Annotated in this window: 13 protein-coding genes; 10 read left to right on the top strand and 3 right to left on the bottom strand. The window is 67.9% G+C overall.

All coding sequences use genetic code 11. The annotated features are described in order from the left end of the window. Positions 1 to 669, top strand: a 669-nt coding sequence (locus FVW27_RS14945) for a chemotaxis protein CheB (protein ID WP_279586639.1), incomplete at its 5' end; no start/stop codon positions are given. A gap of 169 nt (positions 670 to 838) precedes the next feature. Continuing rightward, a complete protein-coding gene (locus FVW27_RS14950) occupies positions 839 to 1516 on the top strand; it encodes a nitrite/sulfite reductase domain-containing protein (protein WP_167126597.1) in 678 nt (225 codons plus the stop codon). A 106-nt stretch (positions 1517 to 1622) separates the two neighbouring features. Here the strand turns inward: FVW27_RS14950 and FVW27_RS14955 are convergent, their stop codons facing one another. After that, on the bottom strand, positions 1623 to 2054 hold the full coding sequence (locus FVW27_RS14955; protein WP_243838490.1) for a DUF190 domain-containing protein: 432 nt from the start codon (positions 2052 to 2054) through the stop codon (positions 1623 to 1625). A gap of 94 nt (positions 2055 to 2148) precedes the next feature. Continuing rightward, positions 2149 to 2523: a fluoride efflux transporter CrcB gene (gene crcB, locus FVW27_RS14960; protein WP_167126600.1), complete on the bottom strand. Its 375-nt coding sequence runs from the start codon at positions 2521 to 2523 to the stop codon at positions 2149 to 2151. A 122-nt stretch (positions 2524 to 2645) separates the two neighbouring features. On the opposite strand from crcB, the gene FVW27_RS14965 reads away from it, so the two are divergent. From FVW27_RS14965 to aat, 4 genes are all read left to right on the top strand, one after another. Beyond that, a complete protein-coding gene (locus FVW27_RS14965) occupies positions 2646 to 3314 on the top strand; it encodes a class IV adenylate cyclase (protein WP_167126603.1) in 669 nt (222 codons plus the stop codon). Between the two features lie 284 nt (positions 3315 to 3598). Continuing rightward, positions 3599 to 3946: an ATP-dependent Clp protease adaptor ClpS gene (locus FVW27_RS14970; protein WP_167126625.1), complete on the top strand. Its 348-nt coding sequence runs from the start codon at positions 3599 to 3601 to the stop codon at positions 3944 to 3946. A gap of 1 nt (position 3947) precedes the next feature. Next, positions 3948 to 6398: an ATP-dependent Clp protease ATP-binding subunit ClpA gene (gene clpA / locus FVW27_RS14975; protein WP_167126606.1), complete on the top strand. Its 2451-nt coding sequence runs from the start codon at positions 3948 to 3950 to the stop codon at positions 6396 to 6398. Then, entirely contained in the window at positions 6395 to 7228 is an 834-nt protein-coding gene (aat, locus tag FVW27_RS14980; protein ID WP_167126610.1) for a leucyl/phenylalanyl-tRNA--protein transferase, read from the top strand. The genes clpA and aat overlap by 4 nt, the downstream gene beginning before the upstream one ends. Positions 7229 to 7422: 194 nt before the next feature. Here the strand turns inward: aat and FVW27_RS14985 are convergent, their stop codons facing one another. Beyond that, positions 7423 to 7944 (bottom strand): hypothetical protein, encoded by a 522-nt coding sequence (locus FVW27_RS14985; protein ID WP_167126613.1) that lies wholly within the window; start codon positions 7942 to 7944, stop codon positions 7423 to 7425. 317 nt (positions 7945 to 8261) lie between these two features. Here FVW27_RS14985 and uvrB point away from each other — a divergent pair, with 317 nt between their 5' ends. The 4 genes from uvrB to ligA form a co-directional block, all read left to right on the top strand. Then, positions 8262 to 10304 (top strand): excinuclease ABC subunit UvrB, encoded by a 2043-nt coding sequence (gene uvrB / locus FVW27_RS14990; RefSeq protein WP_167126616.1) that lies wholly within the window; start codon positions 8262 to 8264, stop codon positions 10302 to 10304. A gap of 248 nt (positions 10305 to 10552) precedes the next feature. After that, on the top strand, positions 10553 to 11593 hold the full coding sequence (locus tag FVW27_RS14995; RefSeq protein WP_167126619.1) for a potassium channel family protein: 1041 nt from the start codon (positions 10553 to 10555) through the stop codon (positions 11591 to 11593). After that, a complete protein-coding gene (locus FVW27_RS15000) occupies positions 11590 to 12420 on the top strand; it encodes a glycosyltransferase family protein (protein ID WP_341806157.1) in 831 nt (276 codons plus the stop codon). Before FVW27_RS14995 ends, FVW27_RS15000 begins: the two co-directional genes overlap by 4 nt. Further along, on the top strand, positions 12417 to 14344 hold a 1928-nt coding region (gene ligA / locus FVW27_RS15005; protein WP_167126622.1), incomplete at its 3' end, for an NAD-dependent DNA ligase LigA. The genes FVW27_RS15000 and ligA, both read left to right, overlap by 4 nt.

Consider the following 14344-nt stretch of genomic DNA (forward strand, 5'->3'; position numbering starts at 1 on the left):
GCCCGGCTGCGCAAGCTCAGCCCCCTGGCCGCCGGGGTGCCGCCCAAGCTTTCCGCCGATGCGGTGCTGCCCGCGGCCACCCCGCTGACCACCACGGTGCAGCAGACCGAAAAGATGGTGGTCATCGGCGCGTCCACCGGCGGCACGGAGGCCCTGCGCGTGGTGCTGGAGGCGCTGCCCGCCGACTGCCCGCCCATCGCCATCGTGCAGCACATGCCGGAACACTTCACCGCCGCCTTCGCCAACCGGCTCAACGCCATCTGTCGGGTAACGGTGAAGGAGGCGCAGGACAACGACGCCATGCGGCGGGGTCAGGTGCTCATAGCGCCCGGCAACATGCACATGCTGCTCAAGCGCAACGGCTCGCGCTACTATGTCGAGGTGCGCGAAGGCCCGCTGGTGCGCAGGCACCGGCCCTCTGTGGACGTGCTGTTCCGGTCCGCCGCCCGCTATGCCGGGCGCAACGCCGTGGCCGCCATCATGACCGGCATGGGCGACGACGGCGCGGCGGGCATGAAGGAACTGTTCGACGTGGGGGCGCATACCATCGCCCAGGACGAGGCCAGCTGCGTGGTCTTCGGCATGCCGCAGGAGGCCATCAAGCTGGGCGGTGTGCGCAAGGTGGTTTCCCTGGAGGAAATCGCCCCGGCCATCGTCCGGGCCTGCTGAGCGCGGTGACGGCGCTCGAAGCCGTCGAAGAGGCCGAAACCGCCAACGTCACCAACGTTGACACCGTCAACACACGCATCGCATGTGGCGATTGCCTCGGGGCCATTGCCACGGGGTGGTCGCCACGTTTTCCTCAACGACAACGCATACGGATCAAGGAGCATCGGACATGACTGATACCGGCACGCCGGAACCGAGAGGCGCCATTCTCCAGCGCGACAAGCAGACGTACGCCATCGTACCCCGCACCCCCTGCGGCATGCTGTCGCCCGACATCCTGGACGCCATTTCGCGCGTGGCGCGCAAGTACGCCATCCCCATCATCAAGATTACCTCCGGCCAGCGCCTTGCCCTGGTGGGCATGACGGCCGAGCAGGTGGAGCCCATCTGGGAAGACCTGCGCATGGACGTGGGGCGCGCCGTGGAACTGTGCGTGCACTACGTGCAGGCCTGCCCCGGCACGGCGGTCTGCAAGCTTGGGCTTCAGGATTCGCTGGGGCTCGGCATCGAGATCGAACAGACGCTGGCGGAACAGCCCTTCCCGGCCAAGGTCAAGTTCGGCGTGTCCGGCTGCCCCATGTGCTGCGGCGAAAGCTACCTGCGCGACGTGGGTCTGGTGGGCACCAAGCGTGGCTGGACGGTGATCGTGGGGGGCAATTCCGGCGGGCACCCGCGCATCGGCGACGTACTGGCCGAGGATCTGACCCGCGAGGCGGCGTTGGACCTGGTGCAGCGCTTCATGGCCATGTACCGCGAAAATTCCGGCAAGCGCCTGCGGGTGTCCAAGTACGTGGACAAGACCGGCATCGAGGCCATTCGCGCCGCGCTGCTGCCTGCCGCCGGGTAGGCGGGGCGCAGACGCGCCCGTGAAATGCGCACGGCAGGGCCGCCCCGGCGGTCCTGCCGTTTCCGCATCCGTAACGGGGCGCGGGGACAGGGGATGTGCAGGGAGCCTAGAGGGCCTGTTTGTCGCTGTCCTGGCTGCAGTTGTCCTGATCGGATGTGCCGGAGTGGGGTGCCGCGTGGGCATCCTGTGGCGCTTCCTTGCCGGGGCCGTGGCGGTACAGCAGCACGCGCACCGGGTCCACGGTGACCAGCCCTTCGGCCAGCAGTGCCTCGACGCGGGGCAGGAATGCCTCTATCTTGGGCGCGTCGTCGATGATTTCAACCACAATGGGCAGGTCTTCGGACAGGCGCAGCACCCGGGCGGTGTGCACCACGCTGTTGGCGCCAAATCCCGCAAGGCCCCGGAACACCGTGCCGCCCGCCAGCCCTTCGCGCCGGGCCGATTCCAGGATGACGTCGTGCAGGGCGCGGCCCTTGTGGGTGTCGCGTTCGCCGATGTAGATGCGCAGACGCAGGGCGTCGCCGGATATGATGCGCATGACGTGCTCCTTCCAATTGCGGATGTGATGCCGGGTTTCCGTGCGAGGGGCCAGCGGGGAGCGGCGCGCGGGCCGACACCAGCCGTCCGGTGCCCTACACCAGCCGTCCGGTGTTCATGCCCAGCCACAACAGGGCAAGGCCCAGCAGCAACTGGCCGCCCGCGTACAGGGCAAAGGCCATCCACTGCCCGGTCTCCATGAGCCCCAGGCTTTCGAAGGTGAAGGTGGAAAAGGTGGTGAACGCGCCCATGAAGCCGGTCAGCAGCACCACGCGTACGTCGGGATGCAGGGAAATGCGGTTTTCGCACACCCCCCAGACGAAGCCAAAGGCCAGGCAGCCGAGCACGTTGACGACGAACGTGCCGAGCGGAAACGAACCGGGCGCGGCGCGCTGCACCAGCCCGGCAAGGCCGTAGCGGGCCAGGCTGCCCAAGGCGCCCGCAAGGCCCAGCAGGACGATCTTTTGCACGAAAAGGCCCTCTTTCGCGCCGCGCGGTGCGGCGCCTGGCCGCGCCTCGTCTCCATCTTCCACGGGCTGCCGCTGCGGCAGCGTGAATGCGGGATGGCGGGGACGCGGTCCATGGAGTTCACATGGCACTGGAAATGGAAATCAAGTTCCCCGAAGCGGACCTTGCCGCGCTTCGCACCGCTTTGCAAGCACTGGGGGCCACGGGCGGCGTTCCGTACCTTGAATGCAACCGGGTGTACGACACGCCCGGGCGCGACTTGCGCGCGGCGAACACGTTGCTGCGGTTGCGCACCAAGACCGGCCCGAACCTGCATGCCGCCGTGCTGACCGTGAAGCGCCCCCCGGATGTTGGCGCCATGCGAGATGCCGGGGCCGCTCCCATCCCCGCTGACGTGAAGGTGTGGGACGAGGTGCAGACCGGCGTGGCCGACGCGGAAGCCATGCACCAGGTGCTGACTAGCCTGGGCTACGGCGTCGCCTTCGGCTATGACAAGGTGCGCGAAGTATGGAGCCTGGACGGGGTGCATGTGTGCCTCGACACCATGCCCTTCGGCCCGGTGGCGGAACTGGAGGGCGACCGCGAGGCCATCCTGGCCGTGGCCGACCGGCTTGGCCTTGACAGGGCGCGCGCATCCACCGCAACGTATCACGACTTGAACCGCCAGTGGCGCACCGCAAACGGGCTGTCCCCGTCGGAGGACTTCACCTTCGACGCGGCTGGACTGGCCGTCGCGCGCCGGATCGTCTTCGGAAACAGCGGCGACGGGGCAGACCCTACCGGGGCGGAATAACCCGGCCCCGCCCGGAAATGGTCACGAATATTTCGACCTGGCGCCTTGCCCTGCGTAACCGCAAGCCCCTCGACAGCGGGCGGGACGATGTTAGTATAAAGGCGTGGCCCGCGCCCGGTGCACACCCGACCTCCTCGTTCCCGGCAACACTGCCCCGGCGGCTTTGCCCGGACGACAAAGGCAGATACCGGGGAACGGCCATGGGCAGCCACCCGGAAACCACGAAACGAGCACTCATGAACACCCATCCCGACAACCATCGTTTCCCGGACGTTCCGGCGTGCATGGCAGGCCCTTCAGAACCGGCAGGCCCGTCGAATCCATCGGGCGTTCCCGACGGCGGCAGGGACACGGAGATACTCATCGAGGATGAAGTGCGCGAGCCCCGGATGTTCCGGGTGCTGCTGCACAATGACGACTACACGACCATGGAGTTCGTGGTGTCGATCCTGGTCGAGGTGTTCCGCAGAACGCCCGACGAGGCGACGCGCATCATGCTGGCCGTCCACGAGAAGGGCGTTGGCGAATGCGGCGTGTACACGGCGGAGGTGGCCGAAACCAAGGTCGCCCTCGTGCATGCCCGCGCCCGGCGCGAAGGCTATCCACTGCGCTGTACCCTCGAAGAGGTATGACATGATCGGAAGACGCCTTGAAGCAGCGCTTACCGCCGCCGTCAACGACGTGCGGACGCGCAACCACGAGTTCCTGACGCTGGAGCATCTGCTCTACGCCATCACCGGCGAGGATGCGGGCAAGCACATCCTTGAGGCAGTGGGGGTGGACGTGAAGTCCCTGCGCCTGCGCCTGGAAACCTTTTTCGCCACCCATCTGGAACCGCTGCCCGCCGACACCCCCACCGAAGTGGTGCAGACCCTGGGCGTGCAACGCGTGTTGCAGCGGGCCATCCGCCACATGCAGTCCGCGGGCAAGGGCGCCGTGGAAATCGGCGACGTGCTGGCCGCCATCTTTGAAGAGGACGACGCCTACGCCACCTACTTCCTGAAATCGCAGGGGGTGACCCGGCTGGACGTGTTGCAGCACATCTCGCACGGTGCGCCGCAGGGCGGCGACGGGGAAGACGGCGGCGACGCGGATGGCGAGGTGGGCTCGGCAGACACGCCGCGCATCGACGCACTGGAAAAGTTCACCGTGGACCTGACCGCCCGCGCCCGCGAAGGTCGCATCGACCCGTTGATCGGCAGGGTCAAGGAACTGGAACGGACCATTCAGGTGCTGGCCCGGCGGCGCAAGAACAATCCGCTCTACGTGGGCGACCCCGGCGTGGGCAAGACCGCCATCGCCGAAGGGCTGGCCCTGCGCGTGGCGGGAGGCGACGTGCCCGAGGAATTCCGGGACGTGCGCATCTTTGCCCTGGACATGGGCGCGCTGCTGGCCGGCACCAAGTACCGGGGCGACTTCGAGCAGCGCCTGAAGGGCGTCATCACCGACCTCGGCAAGGTGCCGGGGGCCATCCTGTTCATCGACGAAATCCACACCATCGTGGGCGCGGGCTCCACCAGCGGCGGCTCCATGGATGCCTCCAACATCCTGAAGCCCGTACTGGCCGACGGCAGCATCCGCTGCATCGGGTCCACCACGTACGAGGAGTACCGCAACCACTTCGAGAAGGATCGCGCCCTGTCGCGCCGGTTCCAGAAGATCGACGTGCAGGAGCCTTCGCAGGACGAATGCGTGGACATTCTGAAGGGGTTGCGCCCCTATTACGAGGATCACCACAAGGTGCGCTACACCCTGCCCGCCCTGCGCGCGGCGGTGGAGCTTTCCGCCCGGTACATCACCGAGCGGCTGCTGCCGGACAAGGCCATCGACGTGCTGGACGAAGCGGGTGCGGCGGCCCGGCTGCGGCGCGGTGCCCGTGCGGCGTCGGCATCCGATGCCGCCATCGGCGTGAAGGAAGTGGAGAAGGTGGTGGCGCGCATGGCCCAGATACCGTCGCGCACGGTGTCGTCCAGCGACCGCGACCGCCTGCGCACCCTCGATGAAGACCTGCGCAACGTGGTCTTCGGGCAGGACGCGGCCGTGGGCATCCTGTCGCGGGCCATCCTGCGCGCGCGGGCGGGGCTGGGCCGCGAAGACCGGCCCACGGGCAGCTTCCTGTTCTACGGACCCACGGGGGTGGGCAAGACCGAACTGGCCCGCCGCCTGGCGGAGGTCATGGGCATCGGCTTCGTGCGCTACGACATGAGCGAGTACATGGAGAAGCATTCCGTGTCGCGGCTCATCGGGGCGCCCCCCGGCTACGTGGGCTTCGACCAGGGCGGCCTGCTGACCGAGGCCATCCGCAAGCAGCCGTACACCGTGCTGCTGCTGGACGAAATCGAAAAGGCCCACCCGGACATCTTCAACATCCTGCTCCAGGTCATGGACTACGCCACGCTCACCGACAACACCGGGCGCAAGGCGGACTTCCGCAACGTGGTGCTGATCATGACCTCCAACGCGGGCGTGCGCGAAATGAGCGCCCCCGCCATCGGCTTTGGCGCCACCGCGCAGGAAGACGTGGCGGGCAAGGGCCGCAAGGCCGTGGAGAACATGTTCAGCCCGGAATTCCGCAACCGGCTGGACGCCATGATCCCCTTTGCCGGGCTGACCACCCCGGTGATGGAACGCATCGTGGACAAGTTCGTGCTGGAACTGGGAGCCGGGTTGAAAGATCGCCGCGTGCGCCTGGAGCTGACCCCGGCGGCCCGTGCGCGCCTGGCCGAAAAGGGCTTCGAGCCTGCCTTCGGGGCGCGCCCGCTGCGCCGGGTTATCCGCACCGCGCTGGAAGACGAGTTGGCCCGTGAGGTGCTGTTCGGCAAGCTGCGCAAGGGTGGCACCGCCATTGTGGACGTGGACGCGCCGGAGGCTGCAACCGCGCCCGCCAAGCCCGCCCGCAAGGGGAAGGGCAAGGCAGCGGCCAGGGATGGTGCCCCGCCAGCCGTATCCGCCGACGCTGCCGCGACTACATCGTCAACCGCCGCCAAGGCCGCGCCGTCCGTCGGTCAGCAGGGCATTGCCGGACTGGGCCTGGTGTTCCGCTACGAGCCGCTTGGCGGCGACGAAGCCGCCAACGGCAAATGAACGTGCGTGTGCTGGGCCGGATGACCGGGGACGGTTCCGACTTCCCCGATCCGGTCGCCGCGCCGCCCGAAGGGCTGCTGGCCGTGGGGGGCGATCTTTCGCCCGCCCGGCTGGTGGCTGCCTACCTGCGCGGCATCTACCCGTGGTATGACCGGGGCACGCCCATCCTGTGGTGGTCGCCCGACCCGCGCTGCGCGTTGCTGCCGGACGAACTGCACGTTTCGCGCAGCCTGGCGCGGCGCATCCGCTCGAACACCTTCGAGGTCACCTTCGACAAGGCCTTTGCCCTGGTCATCCGGCGCTGTGCCGCCACGCCCCGGCAGGGACAGCGCGGCACCTGGCTGGTGCCCGCCATGATCAACGCCTATGAGGCGCTGCACCGTCTGGGCATCGCCCATTCGGCGGAAGCGTGGCACGACGGCAGGCTTGTGGGCGGGCTGTACGGCGTGGCCCTGGGAGGGGTGTTCTACGGCGAATCCATGTTCCACCTGGTGCCGGATGCCTCCAAGGTGGCCTTCACCTGGCTGGCGACCTGGCTGCGCCACGCGGGCTGCACCCTCATCGACTGTCAGCAGACCACGCCGCACATGGTGCGCTTTGGCGCGCGCGAATTGCCGCGTCCGGAATTTCTGGCCCGGCTGGGGAAAGGGGTGGGCGGCGCGCTGCGCCTTGCCGACGGCAGCGAGGTGCGCTGTCCGGAAGTTTCGGAGCTGCCGATGCGGACCATGACGCCGGGACCGGACGCCCCGTGGATGGTCGCGCGGCAGGCGGGGCCGGAAGCAATGCCGACCCGGCATTGGCGTGTCCCGGCGGGTTTCAGGCCCTTGTAGCGGGCGAAGGGCGGCGCTGGCCGCGCGGCCCGTCTGCGGCGGGGCATGGTGCTTGTCCGGAGAGCATTGGCCCATAAGTGTGTCTACCCGGGCGCGTGCTTGCCCGGACGTGTGCCGGGCCGGGACATGCAGGGCTCCGGACCGTGCTGCTGTCCGATGCCGCGCACCCATGTGGCGCGCGGCGGCGCAGCGGGTTATTCCTGTTCGTGCACCAGCGGCTCGTGCTGGGCCAGGTCGTAGAAACCGCGAATGGCGAAGGGCAGCGGGTAGCGGGGCACCTCGTCGAAACGGATGACCCCCATGGTCTTGCCCTCGGGCAGTGCGGAAAAGGGCACCACGCCGCGCGGCACAGGCAGTTGCAGCGGGCAGGCGATGATGCAGGTCAGCCGGTCGGCGTAGCGTTGCGAAAGGTAGTCCACCACCGCATCGCGTTCCGCCTCGGTAAAGGCCTCCAGCACCGTGCGCAGGGCGTCGGTTTCCGCTTCGGGGCCGGTAAGGTCGTCGGCGCCCGGTGCGTCCGGTTCAAGCGGGCCACCCACCAGGCCGGGCACCGCGCGCAGGTTGACCAGTTCTGCTGTCGTTGCGGCTTCGTCGACCAGCCGGAAAAGATGGGCCTGTACGTTGCGCCGCCCCTTGAAGGTGCGGATGGTGACGGATATGACGTGGATGCGCTCTACAGGGGGCGTGCCTTCCACGGGAATGACGGTCAGTTCCATGCGTGCTCCATGCGGGGTTCCGGCCTGCCGGGTCGTGAACCTGGCCGCCGGAGGCGCGTGCTTCGTCGGGTTTGGCGGGGCGGCAGTCGGAATGCACCTGCGGGTGCAGGCAACGGGCCGTGCCGCTTCCGGATTTTCTAGACCATCTTTCCGACGGATGGAAGGGGGCGGCAGGCCGTACCGCGCCTTCGTGCCCCTCCGGCGTGTTTCCATCCGGTCGCATGGACACCGGCCAGACCCCGCCGCCGTTGCGCGGCTGCGCGCCGTCACGGCCTTTCAGGACACACCACCGGCCCTTGCGGGCTATGGATGCATGCATGACCCAATCCCCGTTCATTCTGCGCACCGACTACGAACCGCGCGGCGACCAGCCCGAAGCCATCGGCCAGATCGTCTCCAACATCGAGGCGGGCGTGACGGATCAGGTGCTGCTGGGCGTCACCGGTTCCGGCAAGACCTTCACCATGGCCCAGGTCATCGCCCGTTGCGGCAGGCCCGCCCTGGTGCTGGCCCCCAACAAGACCCTGGCAGCCCAGTTGTACAACGAGTTCCGCCAGCTGTTCCCGGAGAACGCGGTGGAATATTTCGTCAGCTATTACGACTACTACCAGCCGGAAGCCTACGTGCCGTCGTCGGACACCTACATCGAGAAGGATTCGTCCATCAACGACAACATCGACAAGCTGCGCCACGCGGCCACCCATGCGCTGCTCACCCGGCGCGACGTGGTCATCGTGGCCTCTGTGTCGTGCATCTACGGCCTGGGCTCGCCGGAATACTACGCCAAGCTGGTCATCCCCGTGGAGACCGGGCAGCGGCTGTCCATGGATTCGCTGATCACCCGGCTGGTGGAAGTGCAGTACGAGCGCAACGACTACGACTTCCATCGCGGCACCTTCCGGGTGCGCGGCGACGTGCTGGAAATAATCCCCGCCTACCACCACGAACGGGCGCTGCGCATCGAGTTCTTCGGCGACGACATCGACGCCATCAACGAGATCGATCCGCTTACCGGACAGGTGCTGGCATCCGTGGGCAAGACGGTCATCTACCCCGCCAGCCACTACGTGTCCGACCGCGACAACCTGGTGCGCGCCATTTCCGACATCCGCGACGAACTGGGCGAGCGCCTGCGCGAACTGAAGGGGGGCAACCGCCTGGTGGAGGCGCAGCGGCTGGAACAGCGCACCATGCTCGACCTCGAGATGATGGAGGAAATGGGCTACTGCAACGGGGTGGAAAACTATTCGCGCCATCTGGATGGCCGCAAGGCGGGCGACCCGCCCTCGTGCCTGCTGGACTACTTTCCCGACGACTTCCTGCTGTTCGTGGACGAATCGCACATCACCGTCTCGCAGGTGGGGGCCATGTACAAGGGCGACCGCTCGCGCAAGTCCACCCTTGTGGACTACGGGTTTCGCCTGCCGTCCGCGCTGGACAACCGCCCGCTGGAGTTTCACGAATTCCTGGCCCGGCTGAACCAGGCCATCTATGTGTCCGCCACGCCGGGCAAGTGGGAGTTGGATCGCTCGCAGGGCATCGTGGCCGAGCAGATCATCCGGCCCACCGGCCTTGTGGACCCCATCGTCGAGGTGCGGCCCACCAAAGGCCAGGTGGACGACCTGCTGGGCGAATGCCGCCTGCGCGCCGCGCGCGGCGAGCGGGTGCTTGTGACCACCCTGACCAAGCGCATGGCCGAAGACCTGACCGAATACTTCAACGAGATGGGCGTGGCCGCCCGCTACCTGCATTCCGACATCGACACCATGGAACGCATGGCCATCATCCAGGCGTTGCGCCGCAAGGAATTCGACGTGCTGGTGGGCATCAACCTGCTGCGTGAAGGTCTTGATATTCCGGAGGTTTCTCTGGTATCCATACTGGATGCGGACAAGGAGGGCTTTCTGCGCTCCGCGGGTTCGCTCATCCAGACCTTTGGCCGCGCGGCGCGCAACGTCGAAGGCCGGGTGCTGATGTACGCGGACGTGGTGACCCGCTCCATGCAGGCCGCCATGGACGAGACGGCCCGGCGGCGAGAACGGCAGATCGGCTACAACGAGGCGCACCACATCGTGCCCGCCACCATCCGCAAGGCGGTGGAAACCCCGTTCGACGCCATCTATGCCGAAGCCGCGGAAGCAAAGGGCCGCAAGGGCAAGGGGCGCAAGGGCGCGGCGCAGGCGGCGGAAACCTTTGCCCCGTGGTCCAGCGACCCGCACGAACTGGCAAAACAGATACAGCAACTGGAACGCGAGATGCGCGAGGCCGCCAAGGAACTGGAATTCGAGCGGGCGGCGGAACTGCGCGACCGCATCCGGCTGCTGCGCGAACACCTGCTGGGGGCTGGCGGCGCGGGGTAGGGTGCCGGAGCGGGACTTCCCGGTCTGGCCGATACCGGGATGCCAGGCCCGGCATGCCGGGGGGCGAGCGGCGCATCGTGCCGATTAATTACGCAACGGGGCGCACGCCGCAGGCGTGGGCACGACGGCGGGGCCATGCTGCGCAATTGCGGGCCATGACGTGTCATGGCACACCATGGCGCATCATCATGGTACGTAAGTAAGACCAGCCCATTCCGGGCCACAACGGTCACACAGGACAACGGCGCATGCGGCAACACCCGCTGATCACCTCGTACCACCGGTTGCGCACCCGTCTTGGGGCGTGGGGGCCTCTGGTCGTCAGCCAGTGCACCATGCTGCTGGTGTTCGCCTCGGCCACCTGGGCGTATTCGCATATCGAAGGCTGGTCCCTGTGGGACAGCTTCTACATGGTGGTCATCACCCTTTCCACCGTGGGTTTTCAGGAAGTGCACCCCCTGTCCAATCCCGGGCGGGTGCTGACCACGGTGCTGATTCTGACGGGCGTCGGCAACTTCGCCTTCATCCTCGGCGCGTTCTCGCAACTGCTGGTGGATGGCAAGCTTTACAAAGTGCTCGGGAGGCGCAGGGTGCTGAAGACCATATCCTCGCTACGTGGCCACTGCGTCATCTGCGGTTATGGCCGCATCGGTTCGGTGGTGGCGCGCGAACTGATGCAGGAAGGCGTGCCCATCGTGGTGGTGGAAAACGACCCGGTGGCCGTGGAACGGCTGGAAAACGACGGCATCGTGCACCTGGCGGGCGATGCCACCAGCGATGACGTGCTGAACGCCTGCAACATCAGCCACGCACGGGCGCTCATCGCCGCGCTGTCGCTGGATTCCGCCAACGTGTACGTGGTGCTCAGCGCGCGCCAGTTGAACCCGGATATGGCCATCATCGCCCGCGCGGGTGACGCCTCGCACATCGGCAAGCTGCAACTGGCGGGCGCGGACCGGGTGTTCCTGCCGCATCACCTTGGCGGGCTGCGCATGGCCCAGTCCATCCTGCGGCCCACGGTGACCACGTTCATGGAACTGGCCCACTCCAAGACCGACCTGAACATCCAGATGGAAGAACTGACCGTGGGCGACGCCTCGGAACTGGCGGGCAAGACGCTGATGGCGTCGGGCATCCGGCAGCGGTTCAACCTCATCGTCATCGGGGTGAAGAAGCCCGATGGCCGCATGCTGTTCAACCCGGAATCCACCTACGAACTGAACCCCGGCGACACCCTGGTTACCGTGGGCAAGCCGGAGAACTTCCGGCAGTTGCAGGAGATTCTGTGACGGGCAACGGCGCGCCGGAAGGCGGCGCGGACACGGCGTCGGACGCCGTGCCTGCCTCTGCGCCATCCCCCGTCATCGCAACGGTCATCCTGCACTACGGCGACCCGGCGCTGGCCGCCAACCTGTCCGACACCCTGCGCCGGGCAGACCCGGACCACGCGGAGCGGGTGCTGGTGCTGGACAACGCGGCTTCTCGCCCGGCCACCGGCGCATGGCGCAGGCTGTCGAGCAACCTGTTCTGGGGCGGCGCGCTGGCGTACTGCCTGGACGCGGCGCGGGACATGGACTGCACGCACCTGTGGTTCCTGAACAACGACATTTCCTTCGAGACGCGCCCGCCGCTGGTGGCACGGGCGGCCCTGCGCATGGCCCGCATGGGCGCGGCGCTGGCCGCGCGCGGATTGGGCGGACCAGCAGGCAGGGTGGGGGTGTACGCACCGGCGGTGGACCGCAACCCCTACCACCCGCAGATGGTGCGTGATGCGCGCATCCAGTACCGGCGGGTGGCGCTGGTGGACGGCATCGCCCCGCTGATCGACCTGGACTGCGCCCGCGAGGTGGGCGGCGCGGACTGCGCCGACAATCCGCGCGGCTACGGGGTGGACGTCTGGCTGTCCCTGCGGGCGCACCGCGCTGGCTGGCCGGTGGTGGTGGACCATCAACTGGTGACCCGGCATCGCTACCACACCACGGCGCGCTCCGTGGACGGCTTCATGGACGCCGCCGCCCGCGCCGAACACGACTACATGACCCGCCGCCTCGGCCCCGCATGGCGCGACGAGGTGGCCCGGTTGCAACACCAATGGACCGACGAGACCACGCTGTGAGCATTTCCGACGATATTTCCCCGGCCAATAGCGCGCCCGAAGCCGCGCCCGCCGCACCGTCCCATGTTGCCGCCCGCGCCGAATCGCTGCGCGAACAGCTGAACTACCACAGCCACCGTTACTACGTGCTGGACGACGCGGAAATCTCCGACGCCGAATACGACGCCCTGTTCCGCGAATTGCAGGACATCGAGGCGGAATGGCCCAGCCTGCGCACGCCCGATTCCCCCACCCACCGGGTTGGCGATGCCGTGGTGGCCGCGCTGGAAACGCAGGCCCACACCCTGCGCATGTACAGTCTGGACAACGCCTTTTCGGCGGAAGAGTGGGACGCCTTCATCCAGCGCATGTTGCGGGCAGAACCGGGTGCGCCCACGGCCTTCTGGTGCGACCCCAAGATGGACGGTCTGGCGCTGGAAGTGATCTACGAGAACGGCGTGTTCACCACGGCCCTCACGCGGGGCGACGGCGAGAAGGGCGAAATCGTCACCACGGCCATGCGCACCGTGCGCAACCTGCCGCTACGCCTGCATGGCGAGGGGCCGCACCCGGCCCGGCTGGAAGTGCGCGGCGAAGTGGTCATTACCCGCGCGGAATTCGAGGCCCTCAACGCCGCCCGACGCGGCGCGGGCGAAAAGCTGTTCGCCAACCCGCGCAACGCCGCCGCCGGTTCGGTGCGCCAACTGGATGCCTCGGTCACGGCGGGACGGCCGCTGCGTTTTCTGGCCTACGGGGTGGGGCAGGTGCTTTGGCCGGAGGAGGCTGGCGGCGATGTGGCCCCAGCCGCACAGGGGGCGGAGGCGCGCTGGTCCACCCACGGGCAGGTCATGGCCGCGCTGGCGGACTATGGCTTTGGCACCCCGCCCGATGCACGCCGCTGCGAAACCCCGGCAGACGTCATGGCCTATTACGAAGAATTGGGCCGCCGCCGCCCGGAACTGTCCTTCGAGATCGACGGCGTGGTGGCCAAGCTGGACGATCTGGCCGCGCAGGCCGCGCTGGGCTACACCGCCCGCGCCCCGCGCTGGGCCATCGCCCTGAAGTTTCCTGCCCATCAGGCCACCACCCGGCTGGAGCACATCGCCATCCAGGTGGGCCGCACGGGGGTGCTGACCCCGGTGGCTGAACTGGCGCCCGTGGCCGTGGGCGGGGTTACCGTGTCGCGCGCCACCCTGCACAACGAGGACGAAATCCGCGCCAAGGACCTGCGCGTGGGTGACATGGTCGTCGTGCAGCGCGCGGGCGACGTGATCCCCGAGGTGGTGCGCCCACTGGTGGACCAGCGTCCTGCTGACGGCCTGCCGGAGTTCGCATTTCCCAAGGAGTGTCCCGTCTGCCACACCCCGGTGCGCCGCGAACCCGGCGAAGCCGCGTGGCGCTGCGTCAACGTGGGGTGCCCCGCCGTGGTGCGCCAGTCCATCATCCACTTCGTGTCCAAGGCCGGGCTGGACATCCAGGGCGTGGGGCGCAGATGGGTGGAACTGTTGGTGGTCCGCGGCAAGGTGACCAGCCCGGCGGATCTGTTCGGGCTGGACAAGCAGACCCTGCTGGCCTTCGAACGCATGGGGCCGAAACTGGCGGAAAACTTCATCGCCGCCTTTGATGCGGCACGCACCGGGGCCACCCTGAACCGGCTCATCTGCGCGCTGGGCATCCGCCACGTGGGTGAACAGACCGCGCGCACCCTGGCCGCGCACTTCGCCGACCTCGACGCTTTGGGCGCGGCAGAGGCAGAGACGCTGCAACAGTTGCCGGACATCGGACCGGAGGTGGCCGCCTCCATCCGCGCCTTCTTCGCCAACGAGGGCAATCGCGCCCTGCTGGAACGCCTGCGGGGCGTAGGACTGTGGCCGGTGCGTCCGGAGGCGGACGCGGCAGGCGCGCCGGGCGCAGGCAGCGGTCCGCTGGCCGGGCTGGGCGTGCT

This window comes from Nitratidesulfovibrio liaohensis, assembly GCF_011682075.1.
GTDB classification, from domain to species: Bacteria; Desulfobacterota; Desulfovibrionia; order Desulfovibrionales; family Desulfovibrionaceae; genus Cupidesulfovibrio; species Cupidesulfovibrio liaohensis.

Bases quoted from the DNA above. Each gene is read 5' to 3' on its own strand.
- FVW27_RS14950 (WP_167126597.1), top strand. From the start codon at position 839: ATGACTGATACCGGCACGCCGGAACCGAGAGGCGCCATTCTCCAGCGC.
- FVW27_RS14955 (WP_243838490.1), bottom strand. From the start codon at position 2,054: ATGCGCATCATATCCGGCGACGCCCTGCGTCTGCGCATCTACATCGGC.
- FVW27_RS14965 (WP_167126603.1), top strand. From the start codon at position 2,646: ATGGCACTGGAAATGGAAATCAAGTTCCCCGAAGCGGACCTTGCCGCG.
- FVW27_RS14970 (WP_167126625.1), top strand. From the start codon at position 3,599: ATGGCAGGCCCTTCAGAACCGGCAGGCCCGTCGAATCCATCGGGCGTT.
- clpA (WP_167126606.1), top strand. From the start codon at position 3,948: ATGATCGGAAGACGCCTTGAAGCAGCGCTTACCGCCGCCGTCAACGAC.
- aat (WP_167126610.1), top strand. From the start codon at position 6,395: ATGAACGTGCGTGTGCTGGGCCGGATGACCGGGGACGGTTCCGACTTC.
- FVW27_RS14985 (WP_167126613.1), bottom strand. From the start codon at position 7,944: ATGGAACTGACCGTCATTCCCGTGGAAGGCACGCCCCCTGTAGAGCGC.
- uvrB (WP_167126616.1), top strand. From the start codon at position 8,262: ATGACCCAATCCCCGTTCATTCTGCGCACCGACTACGAACCGCGCGGC.
- FVW27_RS14995 (WP_167126619.1), top strand. From the start codon at position 10,553: ATGCGGCAACACCCGCTGATCACCTCGTACCACCGGTTGCGCACCCGT.